At 34.8% G+C, this 15,077-nt stretch carries 15 protein-coding genes; 8 read left to right on the top strand and 7 right to left on the bottom strand.

All coding sequences use genetic code 11. The features are described from left to right. Window positions 1-5 precede the first annotated feature (5 nt). Entirely contained in the window at window positions 6-515 is a 510-nt protein-coding gene (locus tag AC3FI7_RS07605; RefSeq protein WP_491461757.1) for a M48 family metallopeptidase, read from the bottom strand. Continuing rightward, on the bottom strand, window positions 515-2,935 hold the full coding sequence (locus AC3FI7_RS07600) for a type I restriction endonuclease subunit R (RefSeq protein WP_491462088.1): 2,421 nt from the start codon (window positions 2,933-2,935) through the stop codon (window positions 515-517). Before AC3FI7_RS07600 ends, AC3FI7_RS07605 begins: the two co-directional genes overlap by 1 nt. Window positions 2,936-3,068: 133 nt before the next feature. On the opposite strand from AC3FI7_RS07600, the gene AC3FI7_RS07595 reads away from it, so the two are divergent. The 3 genes from AC3FI7_RS07595 to AC3FI7_RS07585 all read left to right on the top strand — a co-directional run bounded on the left by AC3FI7_RS07595 (window position 3,069) and on the right by AC3FI7_RS07585 (window position 5,501). Further along, entirely contained in the window at window positions 3,069-3,497 is a 429-nt protein-coding gene (locus AC3FI7_RS07595) for a DUF6602 domain-containing protein (protein WP_343658865.1), read from the top strand. Between the two features lie 425 nt (window positions 3,498-3,922). After that, the gene (locus tag AC3FI7_RS07590) at window positions 3,923-4,288 is read left to right on the top strand and encodes a lamin tail domain-containing protein (protein ID WP_343658864.1); all 366 of its coding nucleotides are present in this window, start codon (window positions 3,923-3,925) and stop codon (window positions 4,286-4,288) included. Window positions 4,289-4,898: 610 nt separating this feature from the next. Then, entirely contained in the window at window positions 4,899-5,501 is a 603-nt protein-coding gene (locus AC3FI7_RS07585) for a Fic/DOC family protein (RefSeq protein WP_343658863.1), read from the top strand. Between the two features lie 607 nt (window positions 5,502-6,108). Here the strand turns inward: AC3FI7_RS07585 and AC3FI7_RS07580 are convergent. Beyond that, window positions 6,109-7,293 carry a chloride channel protein gene (locus AC3FI7_RS07580; protein WP_308463720.1) on the bottom strand — a complete coding sequence of 395 codons (1,185 nt, stop codon included), beginning with the start codon at window positions 7,291-7,293 and terminating at the stop codon, window positions 6,109-6,111. 480 nt (window positions 7,294-7,773) lie between these two features. Here AC3FI7_RS07580 and AC3FI7_RS07575 point away from each other — a divergent pair, with 480 nt between their 5' ends. The 5 genes from AC3FI7_RS07575 (at window position 7,774) to AC3FI7_RS07555 (ending at window position 11,859) form a co-directional block, all read left to right on the top strand. Further along, window positions 7,774-8,649, top strand: a complete 876-nt coding sequence (locus tag AC3FI7_RS07575) for an AraC family transcriptional regulator (RefSeq protein ID WP_142725952.1) — start codon at window positions 7,774-7,776, stop codon at window positions 8,647-8,649. 112 nt (window positions 8,650-8,761) lie between these two features. Further along, entirely contained in the window at window positions 8,762-9,187 is a 426-nt protein-coding gene (locus tag AC3FI7_RS07570) for a YybH family protein (RefSeq protein WP_056015210.1), read from the top strand. Between the two features lie 29 nt (window positions 9,188-9,216). Further along, window positions 9,217-9,969 (top strand): SDR family oxidoreductase, encoded by a 753-nt coding sequence (locus AC3FI7_RS07565; RefSeq protein ID WP_142725953.1) that lies wholly within the window; start codon window positions 9,217-9,219, stop codon window positions 9,967-9,969. A gap of 279 nt (window positions 9,970-10,248) precedes the next feature. After that, on the top strand, window positions 10,249-10,596 hold the full coding sequence (locus AC3FI7_RS07560) for a Rossmann-fold NAD(P)-binding domain-containing protein (RefSeq protein WP_142725954.1): 348 nt from the start codon (window positions 10,249-10,251) through the stop codon (window positions 10,594-10,596). Between the two features lie 156 nt (window positions 10,597-10,752). Further along, window positions 10,753-11,859: a metallophosphoesterase gene (locus AC3FI7_RS07555; RefSeq protein ID WP_172617129.1), complete on the top strand. Its 1,107-nt coding sequence runs from the start codon at window positions 10,753-10,755 to the stop codon at window positions 11,857-11,859. Window positions 11,860-12,190: 331 nt separating this feature from the next. Here AC3FI7_RS07555 and AC3FI7_RS07550 read toward each other — a convergent pair whose 3' ends face one another. The 4 genes from AC3FI7_RS07550 to AC3FI7_RS07535 form a co-directional block, all read right to left on the bottom strand. Beyond that, complete coding sequence (locus AC3FI7_RS07550; protein WP_142725956.1) at window positions 12,191-12,505, bottom strand: helix-turn-helix domain-containing protein; 315 nt, start codon at window positions 12,503-12,505, stop codon at window positions 12,191-12,193. Between the two features lie 73 nt (window positions 12,506-12,578). After that, window positions 12,579-12,818 carry a hypothetical protein gene (locus AC3FI7_RS07545; RefSeq protein WP_142725957.1) on the bottom strand — a complete coding sequence of 80 codons (240 nt, stop codon included), beginning with the start codon at window positions 12,816-12,818 and terminating at the stop codon, window positions 12,579-12,581. Beyond that, entirely contained in the window at window positions 12,788-13,222 is a 435-nt protein-coding gene (locus tag AC3FI7_RS07540) for a transposase (protein ID WP_142725958.1), read from the bottom strand. The genes AC3FI7_RS07545 and AC3FI7_RS07540 overlap by 31 nt, the downstream gene beginning before the upstream one ends. A gap of 12 nt (window positions 13,223-13,234) precedes the next feature. Then, window positions 13,235-15,046, bottom strand: a complete 1,812-nt coding sequence (locus AC3FI7_RS07535; protein ID WP_491461756.1) for a phage tail-like protein — start codon at window positions 15,044-15,046, stop codon at window positions 13,235-13,237. Window positions 15,047-15,077 lie beyond the last annotated feature (31 nt).

Genomic DNA, 15,077 nt, shown 5'->3' with positions numbered 1-15,077 from the left:
CGATATTACAGGAGCCCCATTTTAGTTTTCATCTGCTTTATTTGCCAACTGTTTACTTCAACGTTTAATATCTTTTCCCATTTGGAGATAATGCCTGGTATTAATTTTTTCAATTCTTTTCTATACCAGTTTGCAATAACGTCATGCTTCTTCTCAACAGTAACATTTGGACTTATATACAAGTCAATGTGTTTTTTGGAGTGAATAAGCACTTTTGGGACACCTTCAAAATCAATAACATTCAGCAAATATCGTTTGCCTTGAAAATAATGGTTTTCTCGTTGCCTGTATTCTCTTGTCGGAATACGTTCCTGGTTTTCAAAGTTTCTTTGATGTCTTTTGATCCAACTTAATTTTGAAATGGCAAATAGCCTTATTGCTTCTTCATCCGTATTTAATGGTGCCGCAATCCGCACTCTTCCTGTCGGTGGATATACTGCCAAATGGATATTTTTAATGTCTTTTTTAATGACATCAATGCAAATTGCTCCTATTTCTAACTGTTGTATCATCATTAATATTCCCATTGGTTTTTAACCAAATCAAAAATCCTATGAATTTCTGTTTCTTCAGTAATATCATATTGTTTTAATACATCAGTTATCGCAATTCGTACCGATTTAGCTTTGATTATATTATCCCTCCATCCGTCTTTTTTAGTGTTGATGATACAATTATCTAAAGCCAGAGCCAGTTCCTCGTTCTTACCAACATTATCATATAGGGCACGTTGTGCCTGTGAAATTATCTCTTTAGGGTATTCTGTATTAGTGCTTGGTTTTCTGACTTTAGAAGAAAGTTGTAAGATCTGTTGTAAGTATTTTTCATATTCCAATGATTGTTCTTTTCTTCTTTTTATGAGCTCATCCAATAATACACTCATTTTGTCATAATACATTGGATTGGTCGGACTTTCTTCAATGATTACTTTTCTTAAGTTGTTTTCGATGGTTTCAGCCATTGTGTCCGGATCATTTTTGATATTGTCAGGTAAATTGTCAATGGCACTTTTACCTTTAGTAACCAAAAGCTCTTCTAAATTTAAATCATCAAAATTGGCTAAAGTCCTGCTTGCTTCGGCATCGATATAACTGTCTATCAAATGACGCATTGCAGGTTCGTATTGTTTTAAGTCGATGTAATCTCCGCTTGCAATCTGAACTTCTTTTCTCAGGTTTTCAAAATGTCTGCAATCCGCTTTTATTTCTGCTGTTTCTTTCTCTGTGTATCCAGCTTCTTTCATTTTATCCGCAATATTAGCGTATGCTCTTAAAAGAGTGATGGTATGCTTGTACAAAGCCGTTCTCTTTGGTTCGGTATCCTTTAACTCATCCGGATTTTCAGTATTTTCTCCGCAGAAGTAGCGAATGTATTCTATAGCTCCTTTTGGCGGTTCTACAGGCTCAATCAATGCCTTTATGGTTTCCAACGCTTCATCTAAACGCTCTTTGCCTTTTTGCAAGCGATTTTTCAATAAACCGTCAATATCTGACTTTTCATAACCACTAAATGCTTCGGAAGTATAATCGTTAAATGCTTTTTCCAGACTTTTGAACAAATCCATATAATCGATTATATATCCATAGTCTTTATCATCACCATCTAAACGGTTTACTCCACATACCGCCTGAAATAATCCGTGATCTCTCAGTTTCTTATCTATGTATAAAAATGTAGCGGGAGGAGCATCGAAACCTGTCAGCAATTTATTGACTACTATAAGTAACTTCATTTGAGCAGGTTCATTTATGAACTTGTTTTTGGCTTCGGTTTCAAACTGATCTACTTTTTTAATGGCATCATCTGGATCTTCGTTGAAATAATTCGCCAGCATTTTTCGATAGATTTCGTATCGTTGTAACTTCTCTGTATATCCTTCTCCGCTGTCTTCTCCTTTAATATCGTTGTGATTGGGCACAAATGATGTAATGATAGCAGAGTTTTTCAATCCTGCCTGTTGGAAAAGCTCATAATAACGACAGGCATTGTATATACTGTCTGAAACCAATATAGCATTTCCTCTACCATTCTGCAATCGTTCTTTACCTTCCATGTCAAGCATAATATCCATCACAATTTTCTCTAAACGAGATTTGCTGCTGTAGATTTTCTTGATGGTTCCCCAGCGTTGTTTTAGTTCAGCCTGTGCAACTTCTGTTAATCCTTTGGTTTTTAGTTCAAACCATTCATCTATTCTATCAGGAGAACCTATTTTTTGATCTATATCCCTGGCTTCGTATCGTAAATCTAGAACTACTTTATCCGATACTGCTTCGTCAAACTTATAGCTATGGATATAACGACCAAAAACTTCCAAGCTGGTTTGCTTATCTGTTTTAAGTAGTGGTGTACCGGTAAAACCAATAAACAAAGCATCTGGTATAAAATACTTCATTGCATCATGAAGCTTGCCGGATTGTGTTCTGTGACATTCATCTACAAATACATAGATATCTCCTTTGGGCTGGTAATCACTCGGAATATTGTTTTTTAAATCTGCTACATAAGCTGCAATATCATTGTCATCGGTTTCTTCTTTTCCTCCGAATTTATGGATAAGGGAGCAGATTAGCCAAGGAGAGGTCTTGTTTAACGTCTGTAATAGGTCTTTACCACTTTTTGTCCTGTATATGTTTTCCTGAACACCATTGTATACCTTTTCTATTTGTTCATCCAATTCCTCACGGTCTGTAATATTAATAACTCGGGCATTAGGATTATATTCTCTTATCCATTTGGTCAGCCATACCATTGTTAAGCTTTTACCGCTACCTTGTGTATGCCAGATAATACCACCTTCTTTTCTTTCGATAAAATCCTGTGCAGATTTGATGCCGAAATACTGGTTTGGACGACAAAGTTTTTTGATGCCACGATCATATATAATGAAGTCATGCATCATTTCTATTAAACGTTCTTTGTTTAGTAGCTGAATAATATTCCTATCCAGCAGATAGGTGTACTTATCTGCTTTTTTTCTAGTTTCTTCAGTTAGATATATAAGATTGAACTGAATAAGGATTTAAAATATTAAATTAAAAATTATTGCCATTTAAACTTTTACCAAGATGCCAGGAAATACAAGACTTTTCCAAGAGTCCATTACCCAAGAGTTGGACATTATAAAAAATAGGGTCAGAAATTTGATTGGAAGTGCCCATTGGGGAGAAGAGGGACGTTTTAAGGAAGCTGTTCTTAAAAACGTAATCAGAAAATTTCTTCCTTCAAACCTATCGGTCGGTACAGGGTTTATTTTGAAAGCTACAGGGCAAAGTGATCATGAAAATATACTTTCCTCACAGCTTGATGTTATAATTTACGATAATACAAAGCCTATTCTGTTTTCAGAAGGGGATTTTATTATAACAACCACCTCCAATGTGAGAGGAATCTTGGAAGTTAAATCCAGGATCACTGCAAGTTCTTTCGAACAGGTTATCAACCAGTTTGACAATTCGATCGCAGATTTTATTGAAGAATTCAATGAAAGGGAGTAAAGGATATTTGCAGGTATTTTTGCCTTTGAATTTTCTGGAAATATAGATTCTCAACGTATTGAAGATTCATTAAGAAAATCTCGGCATATCGTAAATCATATCTTTTTGGGCAGTAATTATTTTATCCGTAAATGGAGGTATGAGGACCGTAATCGCCTAGCGGTGGGAGTTGGCTGTCAGGGTGACTTTTATAATTTCTATGAACTGATAAATCTATCATTTTCATATTTCATAGCCAATATGGTCGATATTACCTGCGGGGGGCTAAACGATAGATACTGGTTTTCATTTCCTATAGAAGGAACAAAGGAAATTCATAGGCTAAAAACTGTTTGCCAATAACATTCATCCATAATTATTTAAATGAATTGGGTTAAACACATTTAACGATCAATTTTTTAATATAACACAATAATCAATAAATTATGAAACTTAAGATCAAAAAAGTAATCGATTTTGGAACTCATGATAGTGAAAGGGTCTGGCTAGAAGTAACAGAAAACTGTAATCTTGATCGCTATGTCATTACTGATACAACCTATGTAGGTGAAAAAATTTCTAATAAAGTAAGACACGTTCACTGGTTTGGACCAAAGCCGGTTAAATCCGGTGATGAAGTCATTTTGTATACCAAAAAAGGAAAGGAATCTACTGAAAGCATAAATGAAGGAAAGAATACTCGATATTTTCTTTTTTGGGGCTTAGATAGCTATGTCTGGAATAATTCCGGTGATGCAGCTATATTGTTTGAAATAAACACTTGGAAAACAACTAAAGTAGTACCTAATTAATATTTCTCATATAAATTATTGAAGTTAGATTTTTTAGCTTAACTGAGAAATTACAAAGACCACAGATCTGTGGTCTTTGTATCTAATCTCTGAGTTAATACTATAAAGATGTCTGCATCAATTTTTCTTATTTACATTCCATCCCATACGCTTGAATCACTGGCTACAAACGCAACTCAATCAGGTCAGTGACCTTATTAAACAATGGTGTCATTATGTAAAGTTTTTATTAGTGTTGAAAAAATAGTAAAGTGTTTAAATTTACGCAATAAATAATTCAAATTTAATTATGTAACAAACAAAAAAATAATGGGAAATCATAATTTTATATTTTCTTCGAACGTCAATAGATCAGAAATATGTTTCAGTTTAAAAAAAGATAAAGTTAAATTAGGACCATCAGATGTGGGTTCTCCAATAGCTGAAAAATAAATTGATATAATTTCGATTTTGCCAGATATTTGGATTGAGGAAGGTAAAGACTATAAATTGAAAATGATTGATGAAAATGAAAAAAGCACTTACCGACCTTTATATTATTAAATTAATTATTTTTCCAGAAAAAGTGGTTTATAATATTCTGTAAATTAGCTATTATAAAACCATGTTTATGAAATATGATATTCCAGGAAGCCAAGCTGAAACATTACCCAATAAGTTGGGGCTAATAAAACCTGAAGAAATAGCCATTTCAGAATTTGAAGGATTTTTGGAAGCCGAAATTTTGCTTACAGAAAGCCTTACAGCTAAAACTAAATTTAATACCAAATATATTTTAAAAATACATAAGTTAGCATTGGCTCACTTATATACTTTTGCAGGAAAATATCGCAATGTAAACCTTTCAAAAGGAGGTTTTATGTTCTCATCCGCATTACATCTTCCGCAATCAATGAAAGAATTTGAAGATGAAATACTCATGCAGCTACCCATCACATACTCAGATAAAGAAATGTTAATAGAAGATGTTGCAACCGTACATGCAGAATTATTATTTATTCATCCCTTTCGTGAGGGGAATGGGAGAACCGCACGCATACTTGCAAACCTCATGGTTAGAAAAGCAGGCTATGAAATGTTAGAATTTGATAAAATAAAAGGAGAGGTATTTGAGCAATATATATTAGCAGTTCAAAAAGCATCACTAAAAAACTACCACCCTATGACGGAAATTATTAGGATGATTTTCTCAGCTTCGCCTCAACTTTTTTGAGCGAATCACTAGCAATATGAGCAGAAATTTTTATTCCTTCAATCTTAAAAGAAGCAACAGCTGATTTCATGATCTGCTGACGTAAATCCTGTGATTTCTTTGTTTTGGTTTTCATTTTCCTGTCTTTTGAATGAAATAATGTAATAACAAATATACGAAATTTTTATTTGACATAAGCCTTATAATAACATCAGCTGGTATTTATGACTTACAAAGGTTGCAATAAAATATCTATCCGTAGGTACTATCTAATTCTCACATTGCATTTAGATAAAAATATCCAGGATTAATATTTATAAAGATCTTCTTACTATTAAATGAGCAGATTATAGGACATTATTATCTAAATTTCTCCAATTCAAATTCAATTTAATTTTGGCAATAATATACTTTAGTGTACCAGATCAATTTTTAATACAAGTTGAATTTTAAAGATTGTTTAAGTAAATATGAGTTAATTGCCATCATAGTTTGTGCACCGGTGTACCAGATCATATTTGTAAAAATGTCAGTTTTATTATTAAAAAAATAATTAGATCAATTATTAAACAACGAAGATTTTATTCTTTTGATTTGGTACATTTAAATATCGTCTTGTATTGTCACCTCAATTTATTAAGTTCGGACTGCTGGAAAATTCTTTGTAAGTATAGACATTATAAGGATAGATTTTCTTTGCCAGTATTTTAGAAATAACACTACTAATGAACAAAGGAAACAGCAATAGATAGCCAGAAGGTACGATACTGGAAATAATAAACATGGCAGTAAGAGGGGCATGAATAGCTGCGGAAAGCATGGCAGCGGCTCCAAATAACGCAAAGTTAATAACCACAAGATGGGTACCTAAATAATGGTTGCAGAATTGGGCAAAAAATACCCCTAAAAACGCACCTGTAACAATACTCGGGGCAAATACACCGCCGTCACCGCCTGCACCGAGAGTGAGGGAAGCCGCCAATGGCTTTATAAAGATGAGCAAAACCAGAGGAATTAAATATGCGAGATTAACAATGTCGTACGAACTACATTCGAGGATTTTACCAAGTCCGTGATAACTATCACCATATAAAGCCGGAAGAAAAAAGATAAATACCCCAACAGTTATGGCACCTAAATTTACGCGTATGAAATTGTTGTTAATCCCACCAAAAAATGTTTTTGCGTAGATGACAATTTTCGTAAAATAAAGGGCAAATATACCTCCGATTAAACTTAGTATCATAGCAAAAGGTATGGATTGCCACCGCCAGTCCTGTACCTTAAATGTAAACAGTGGATTTGAGTCATAAAAATGTACGAATAGATGAGCTACAATCATCGAACTTATTCCACTGATCAGTAAGGTTTTATTGTATTTACGTGCAATAACTTCAAATGCAAATAGAAAACCGCCCAGCGCACTTCCAAAGAGTACGGTTACACCCGCTATAATACCTGCACATATCAGCTCCGTCTTGTAGGCCCATGCACTATGCAAATGTTTGTAGGCCTGATTGCCAACTGTTGCAGTGGCAACTACTGTTGATACTTCGACTCCTGTAGATCCTCCGAAAATCACCGTTAAAAAGCCATTAATGCAATGAGAAGGTATTTTAAAAAAAGGAAGATGATCCTTTCTTGTTTCCAGGGTTGTATATATTTCCTTAATTCCTTTATTTTTTCTGTTCTGAAAGAAATATTTGCGCAGGAAATAGATTGCTGTAATGCCTACACTTGGTAAAAAGATTAACAATTTGTTTTCCGTGGCTATAATTTCTTCAAAGAGGTATTCCTGTACTTGTCCTGTCAAATGTTTTAAAGTATAAGATATAAGACAACAGATAATACTAACGATAATGGATATCCCGATTAATTTAACATAGCTGGATCTTATTATTTTCTTTCTGTACGCTGTATTGCCTTGCATAACTATTTTAGTTTTAAAGAGGATGTAAAGGTAACGGTTATTTTTTGAAATAGTAAAATTTGCTTGTTACTATATACTACCTGTTTTTATTAAAACAATTCAAATGAAGTTTAAATAATTCATTGATTCATAAACTGAAAGTCCAACTGATAAAAGGCAACGATATACTTAATTTTTTTGTTTTACTTATAGATTCTGTCTTTTTGCAACGTTGGAATTTTAGATAACTGTTAAAAATAGATGTTTTTTAATTTTGTGACGGATGAAAAAATTGCAGATTTCGTCAGCTTCTTTAATTTTAGTATTGAATAATATACACTATTAAATAAAGAAAAACTAAATTAGTTGTGCAAAGAAATTGTTATGCCTAAAAACGATTCAATTACATTAAATAGAATGGATTACAGCAGTGGGATTGCTGTTGGTATTTGGAACGGATCTACACCAGGTATTATAAAAGCACTTTCACCCCACAGGCACGACCATTATACTTGCATGCTAATTGAAGCTGATCAGCTTGAAGTTGTATTTGATTTTAAGCATTTAACAATGCCGGTGGGGACACTTTTTATCTCTCCTCCTGGACAAGTTCATCAGATTCTAGAGACTTTTAGCGCAACCGGTTGTTATCTGTCTTTTGAAAGCCGTCATATCGGTAGAACGGCACAAACCAGTTTGGATAATTTGTTAGAGGAAACCTTGATTATCGCTCTCTCTAATAATGAGCGGGATTGGTTTAGAACAATCTTTGATTCAATGATGAAATTACAAGATCTGAACGATATCGCTTACAGGCAAGTTGAAGAACCATTGCTTTCAGCTTTTATTGAACAGGCAGTTTTATGCTACGAACGTCAATTATTCATTAATCCCGAAAGTATCAGTCTACGTTCTATCAGTCTCACAAAGGAATTCAGGAATCTTGTAAAATCACATTTCCGGAGTATTAAGCGTCCATTTGAATATGCAGAAAAGCTTAATATTACTGTTGGACATCTAAGCGATACAGTAAAAAAAGTGACTGGATCATCAGCTTCGGAACTGATTCAAAAGGAAGTGATGAACGAAGCGTTAAGATTGCTATACTATACGGAGGTAAGTATCAAGGAAATTTCCTATCAGCTGGGATATCAAGACACAAAATATTTCATTAGACTGTTCAGTAAAAAAGCAGGTTGTTCGCCAAGTGAATATCGGAAGAAATACGCTAAAAACTCAGACCAAATCTTAGATCATTAAAATTGTTCCTTATTTTGTCCACCTTTTACCTTAATTTGTGAGTGGCGTTGCATATGCCAATTGCTCAATTTTGTAAGACAAAAAAATTACTTCTAAAGAAAATTTAAGTCTTATGATTGGACAGAATTTTGTTGAAAGCTCAGTATTCTCATTGTCAAAAACTCCCGAGGGAATAGTCGACTCTTTTCTTGCTCATATGAATTCTTTCCATTCGGAGACTATGCTTCGTTTCTATGAGGAGGATGCAATCTTTATTAATGATAACGGTGAGCCTCGGAGAGGAAGATTGGAGATTGCGCGAGAATTGGACTGCTTCTTTAAATTCGGATTGCCAATCAAAATTACAACAAGGAATGTTTATGTAGATGGCAATCTAGCATCACTAATCTTGGACTGGAGTATAGCGGGTATTGCGAATAATGGTGAAAAAATATGTATGCGAGGAACATCTAATGATTATGCTAAAAGAGGAGCCGATGGATATTGGAGATATTGGTTTGAAAATCCCTTTGGTGTTCAAGTGCGCAGTTTATTTTAAAAAACTTTACAATATTAAATAAATCAGATATGAAAATTTTAGTAGTAGGAGGTACAGGTCTAACAGGGAGGCTTGTAACTAACAAATTGGAAAAACTTGGTCATAAAGTGGTGATTGGCTCGCCATCACAAGGTGTTGATATCCTTACTGGTGAAGGGCTTCAGGAAGCCTTGACCGGAACTGAAATAGTAATAGATCTATCAAATTCATCTTCTCCCGAAGGAGAAAATGCATTTCGATTTTTTGAAACTGCGGGAAAGAATCTTGTCAAAGCAGAATTGAATGCTAGTGTTAAGCATCATATCGTTCTATCAATTGTAGGAACAGATGATGCATTGGAAATCGGTTATCTTAGAGCAAAAAAACTTCAAGAGGATACTATTAAAAACTCAAGTATACCTTACACTATAATTAGGTCAACACAATTTCACGAACATGTGGAAGCCATCATCCAAGTTCAGGGAGAAGGGGATAAAGTTTTTGTTTCGAACTTAGACTATCAACCAATTGCACTTGATGATGTTGCCGAGTTCATAGTACAATTTTCTTTGGAAGAACCTAAAAATAACACCATTGAAATTGCAGGACCAAGACGTGGCAAAATGGAGGCTTTTGTCTCTGAGTATATTCAAATTACCGGTCAGGATAAAAAAGTGATTATAGACAATGAAAATAAGTATATGCATTTTGTTGTTCCTACTTCACTTTTAGTTCCCACTGGGCAATACAATACAGGCAAAATACTTTTTGAGAACTGGGCACTTGAAACACATAAAATTTAATCTTCTAAATTTATCCTTTCGCTTAAAGCAGTTCTAAAATTTGAGTGCAGTTAAGTACTTCTTTATCACTATTTATGTTCTTTTTTTCAACTTATTAAGAAGATGGAAATTAATAATGAATTGATTTTTAATATGGAAAGGGAAAAAATTATTTATTGTGAAAAGCAGTAAAAACGTTTTAATTGAAGATGATAATTTCTTTTAATTTAATTAATTTTCTTATCAAGAATAATAATTTTTCTGTGTTCTCTTCCCCAATTAATCATTTCATCGATAATTTTGCCGAAAGTTGGGCAGCATTCTGTCGGTGCATCAGTAAGAGCATTGCGTTGCCCTGTATTTTTTGAAACCCTCTTGTATCAGATTGCATCTCTAAGAGAAGAGGGCACATTTTCTTTACCAATGGATGGAAATTATAAATCGCCACAAATCGCCGTAAAAGATATTGCATCCAAAGCAGTGGAATTTTTGACGGATGAGACCTGGATAGGCAATGAAGGATTTCCGGTTCTCGGTCCGGAAGATCTCAGCTATAATGAAATTGCCAGGCAAATGAGCGAATTGGTAGGAAAGTCCATTCGTTTTTTGCAGGTATCAGAGGAAGACTATATAAAGGTCCATAATTAAATATTTGTATTATTTTCGCTGTTTTGAAGCAATTTTAGGTTTTATTTTATATTTGTATATTACCGTGATAAAATCCATGCAATGAGAAAATATGTATTACTATTTGCAAATAGGTTTGCTTCCCTAATAAACAGGTTATCACCAATGAGTAAAAATATGCGGCAATCATTTGCATTGATTCGCAATCAATTAAGATGGAGAAAACACGGACTGAGCATACTTATGCTTCTTTTTAGCGTAATTACTTTTGCCCAGGGGATTTACGATGGACCGTATGTATCGTATGAGGGTGGCAAGATATGGAAAAGGATTGTAGAAAATGGTGCAGCAGATAAATCTGAGCTAAAGGAAGGGATTGTTCATGTAAATTTTGCAGATCCCAAACTGAATTATACAGTTTTGTTAAAAAAATCATTACAGAATGAACCTGCTGTTTACGATCAGCCAAAAAAAATGTTCGTGGTTTCGGATATAGAGGGAGAATTTATGGGATTCCGAAATCTGCTGATTGCCAATAAGGTGATTGATGAGCAATATAATTGGATTTACGGCAAAGGGCATTTAGTAATCTGTGGCGATCTGTTTGACCGTGGTCTTGCAGTAACGGAGACCATTTGGCTTATCTACAGGCTTGAAGAACTGGCCAAAAAAGCAGGAGGCTATGTCCATACTATTTTGGGAAACCATGATATTATGAATCTTTCAGGAGATCTTCGTTATGTACAGCCTAAATATATGGAGAGTGCAAAGCTAATGGGATTAGAGTACATGTCATTATTTAATAAAAGCTCTGAGCTAGGAAGGTGGCTCCGTACAAAGAATACCATCGAAAAAATAGGGGATAATCTTTGTATGCATGCGGGAGTTTCTCCAGTGATCAATGAGTTAGACTATACTATAGAGCAGATCAATGACTTATGCCGTCCGTTTTATGATCAGGTTAAAATGCTTCAAGGCGTAGGTGATAAGAAGATCGATCCCTTTTTTATGGGAACAAGTTCGTTATTCTGGTACAGGGGATATTTTTTTGAGCCCAAAGCGAGCGAGGCGGACGTTTCAAAGACGCTGCAGGTATTTAACGTAAAGCGAATAATAGTAGGACATACAATTGTTAAAGGGAATGTGGCTTTCTATTATGGAGGAAAAGTGTTGGGTATTGATGTTGACCGTCACGGGGACGATCATCAGGCGGCAGTATTTGAAAACGGTGAATGGTTTGCAGTAAATGTCAGGGGCGAAAGACGTACGATCAAGAATCAATAGCGCAATGACTTAGCGTAATTATAAGATTAAATAATTGCCTGCAATACATTTTCTACTTCACCGCAAAGTGAGTATGTGATTATTTTCAAAACATTTAGCGGAGAAGAGCTAAGAACGCTATGGCGGCACGGTAAAGCGAATAATTAAAAAAAAGCGACAAACCAAATTTTTCTTACTTACAAAAAATTTTTAATATCTTAAATGATTGATATTTAGATATTCGGTTTATTTTAAATTGATTTATTTTAATCGATTATTTGCCGATTAAAATGATATTGTGTGGGCCGGATTTCTATTCAATTTATATAAGGAGGCTAAAAGCCTCCCTATATTAAACCAAAAACATTTTCTTCCATTTTGTGACTGTATTTCTGCTAAGTCTGAAATGATGTGCCAGCTGGATATTATTTAGTCCGTGTTTTTTCTGGTAATCCAATATCCGTAAAATATCAGATTTGCTGTAAGAACGATATTTTTGATTAACTTTTTGTTGTGCTTTTTTATTTTGAAATATTTTTTCATTCAGATTGATAATATCTAAAAAAGACAATTTGTTTTTTGAAAGTATGGTTTGGAATTCTCCTATACGTTCAGGAAACTTTTTATTAATAAGATCAGAATAAATAAGTTTATAATTGGGAGTCATTGTTTAGAGATAATTATTTATAAGAATTTTTATCATAGCTATTTTTGTAGGAAAACCATTCTAAGTCTTAGTATTAAAATGTCAAGGCTTTCTTAATCTCGGCAAACGGAGCAAATTCAATATCCTCAGGCATTGCTACTATAATGTCAACTATTGATTGGATAGTCTGGTAATCCTTTGAATTTAATGCAATAAGAGATTGAAGTTCTTGCATTTTCATGTTATGTTCTTTAACCAGATTTAAAGTGTTAGAAATTGAATCAAGAAAATCCTCTATATTTTTTATTTGTAATGATTGTACTTGCTTATCCATTTGTAAAGTGTTGTTTTAGGGATTTTGTAACGTTCTATCACTTGATCTCTGCTCATTTCTCCCTTGTTAATTTGTTCTAAGATAAAATCTATAATTTCCTTAGTGTAAATATTTTTACGAAATTGAGGTAGAGCAGATTTTTTATTCTGTGATGATCTGCTAGGTCTTTCTCTTACCACGGGCGAAAACAAAATCAAATGTTGGGTATAAATTCTGAAAAAATCATAATTTAAAAGTTTACTCCAACGCAGAAGAATATCTGTATTTAAACTTTGTGCCTCGTACATTTTTTCCATATCATTTACAGTGCAATTCAAAAAATTACAGATGCGGGATATTTCTATCCCACGCTCTGCAACTAATTGATTGATAAGTTTTCCAATATGGATATCTTTAAAATCCATTGATCATTATAATTATTTGGTATTAATACCATTAGACTCTGCCTGCTTTATTGCCCAAGCTAGGATATTTGCAAAAACGATTGAGTTTTGAACCTGCATACTTCCTGCTGCACGTCCATTGCCTGCAAATCCGTAAGCTGTCTTTTCAACTGGGAAATAGCCACCTGAACTTGGAGCTACAAATGGCTCAATTGTAGTGCTAGGGTACTGATTGCCGTTGGCATTCTCATTGCTTAAAAAACCACCATCTCCGAACCATACCAGGTTTAAATCGCTGTGCCTAAATGCTGTTATGCCCGAATAGGTTGTAGTGCTATTGATAGGTTGAGCATAGCTCAGCGGGATAATTCCTGAAATACTGGAGGTTATAGCTACAGTTGTTGAAGCATCTTCTCCCCAGTTCTTACCTCTTGCATCACCAAATGGCCCATTAAGAACAGGGTCATTTGCATTTGTAAGCGGGTATACTGCTCCAGCACCACCGCCTACATATCCAACGGTCAAGGCAGGATTCGAAAATACTGCTCTGAGAAAATTGCGGGAAACGTCATCATCAGTTCTGTCTTGAAAGGCAATCACTACACCTTTTTTGTTTAAATAATCTACTAGATATCCTGATTGTGTAGCGTTTAAAGATGCATTATTATATCCTATGATCACAATGTCCGGCTTATTATTAAGAGCCGTCAGTAAAGCAGCGTTACTAGCCGGATTTGTACCCAGCGATATATGCGTGTATCCCTCTGCCTTAACAATGCTGGATGCTGAGGTTCCGAAGTTTGTAGGTGAATCCATCAAACTTCTTGAAGGACCTGTAAACGCGCTGTATCCATAATCAGTTTCATTACCGATGTGCAAAATCTTTTTAGAAGGAATAACAACAATCACAGTAATATTACAACTGGTTGAAACACCTCCTTGACTATCCGAAGTTATTGTTAATGTTTTCGTTGCTGTAGAGTTAGGTGTTCCTGTTCCGCTTAGAGTAATATTCTGATTACCGGTTGCTGTAAAGGTTCCTGAACCACTAAATGAAATTCCATCTACTGTATTGGTCGTAACGGTATAGCTTCCTAATGATGTGACATTTACCGGTAGGGTGATAGTATTACTTCCTGTAAGCGCCGTGCCGACTTTATAAACTCCGTTCACTATTGCAGTGCCACAACTCATCGTATAGGTGCCTGCCGCTGACAAAACAGTTACTGTTCTCACCGGTGTACATGTAACATCTATCCCATTCGCATTAATTGCGAGATTATCCGTTTGTACTGCCAAAGGGGTACCCTGACCGGCAGCCTGTATAGTGTAAGAGCCGGTATTAAAAAAAGTACCTGATGCAAAGAAACTGTATCCATTGGTAGTTGTTGCCAGAAATGTATATTCTCCTGCCTTGGTTACTGTTACGGGAATCGAAAGGTAATTGGATGTCGTAAGCTCTCTTCCCTGAACATAAGTTCCTTTTATCTGTATTGCAGCACAGTCAAAAGTAAATTGTGATTTTCCCAACTTTCCGCAAAGGCTTTTCCATTCATGATCGGCATTATTCCAGTAATTATAGCAGTCTTCTGTCGTGTTGTAAATAAGCAGACTGTTTTGTAACGAGCCCATATTGGGAGTTAGCTGTGTGTCACGCTGTGCTTCGGTATACCGCTGGATTAGAATACCGCTGTATTTATCAGGATTAGCACTCGCCGGATCCATTCGTTCGGAAACATGAAGCCCTGCATAGGCGGTAGGTTTATCTGTGTTAATGCCCACTTGTCCATATGTATTGATGTGAATCAGAAACATCAATATGAACGTTTTATATATATTTTTCATTTGTATCTTTTTATTTATGTAATTGTAATCT

This window comes from Chryseobacterium sp. TQ-BC-N36 (assembly GCF_058382295.1).
Note: the sequence above shows the minus strand (reverse complement) of the source record. Positions and strands in the feature narration are given on the sequence as shown.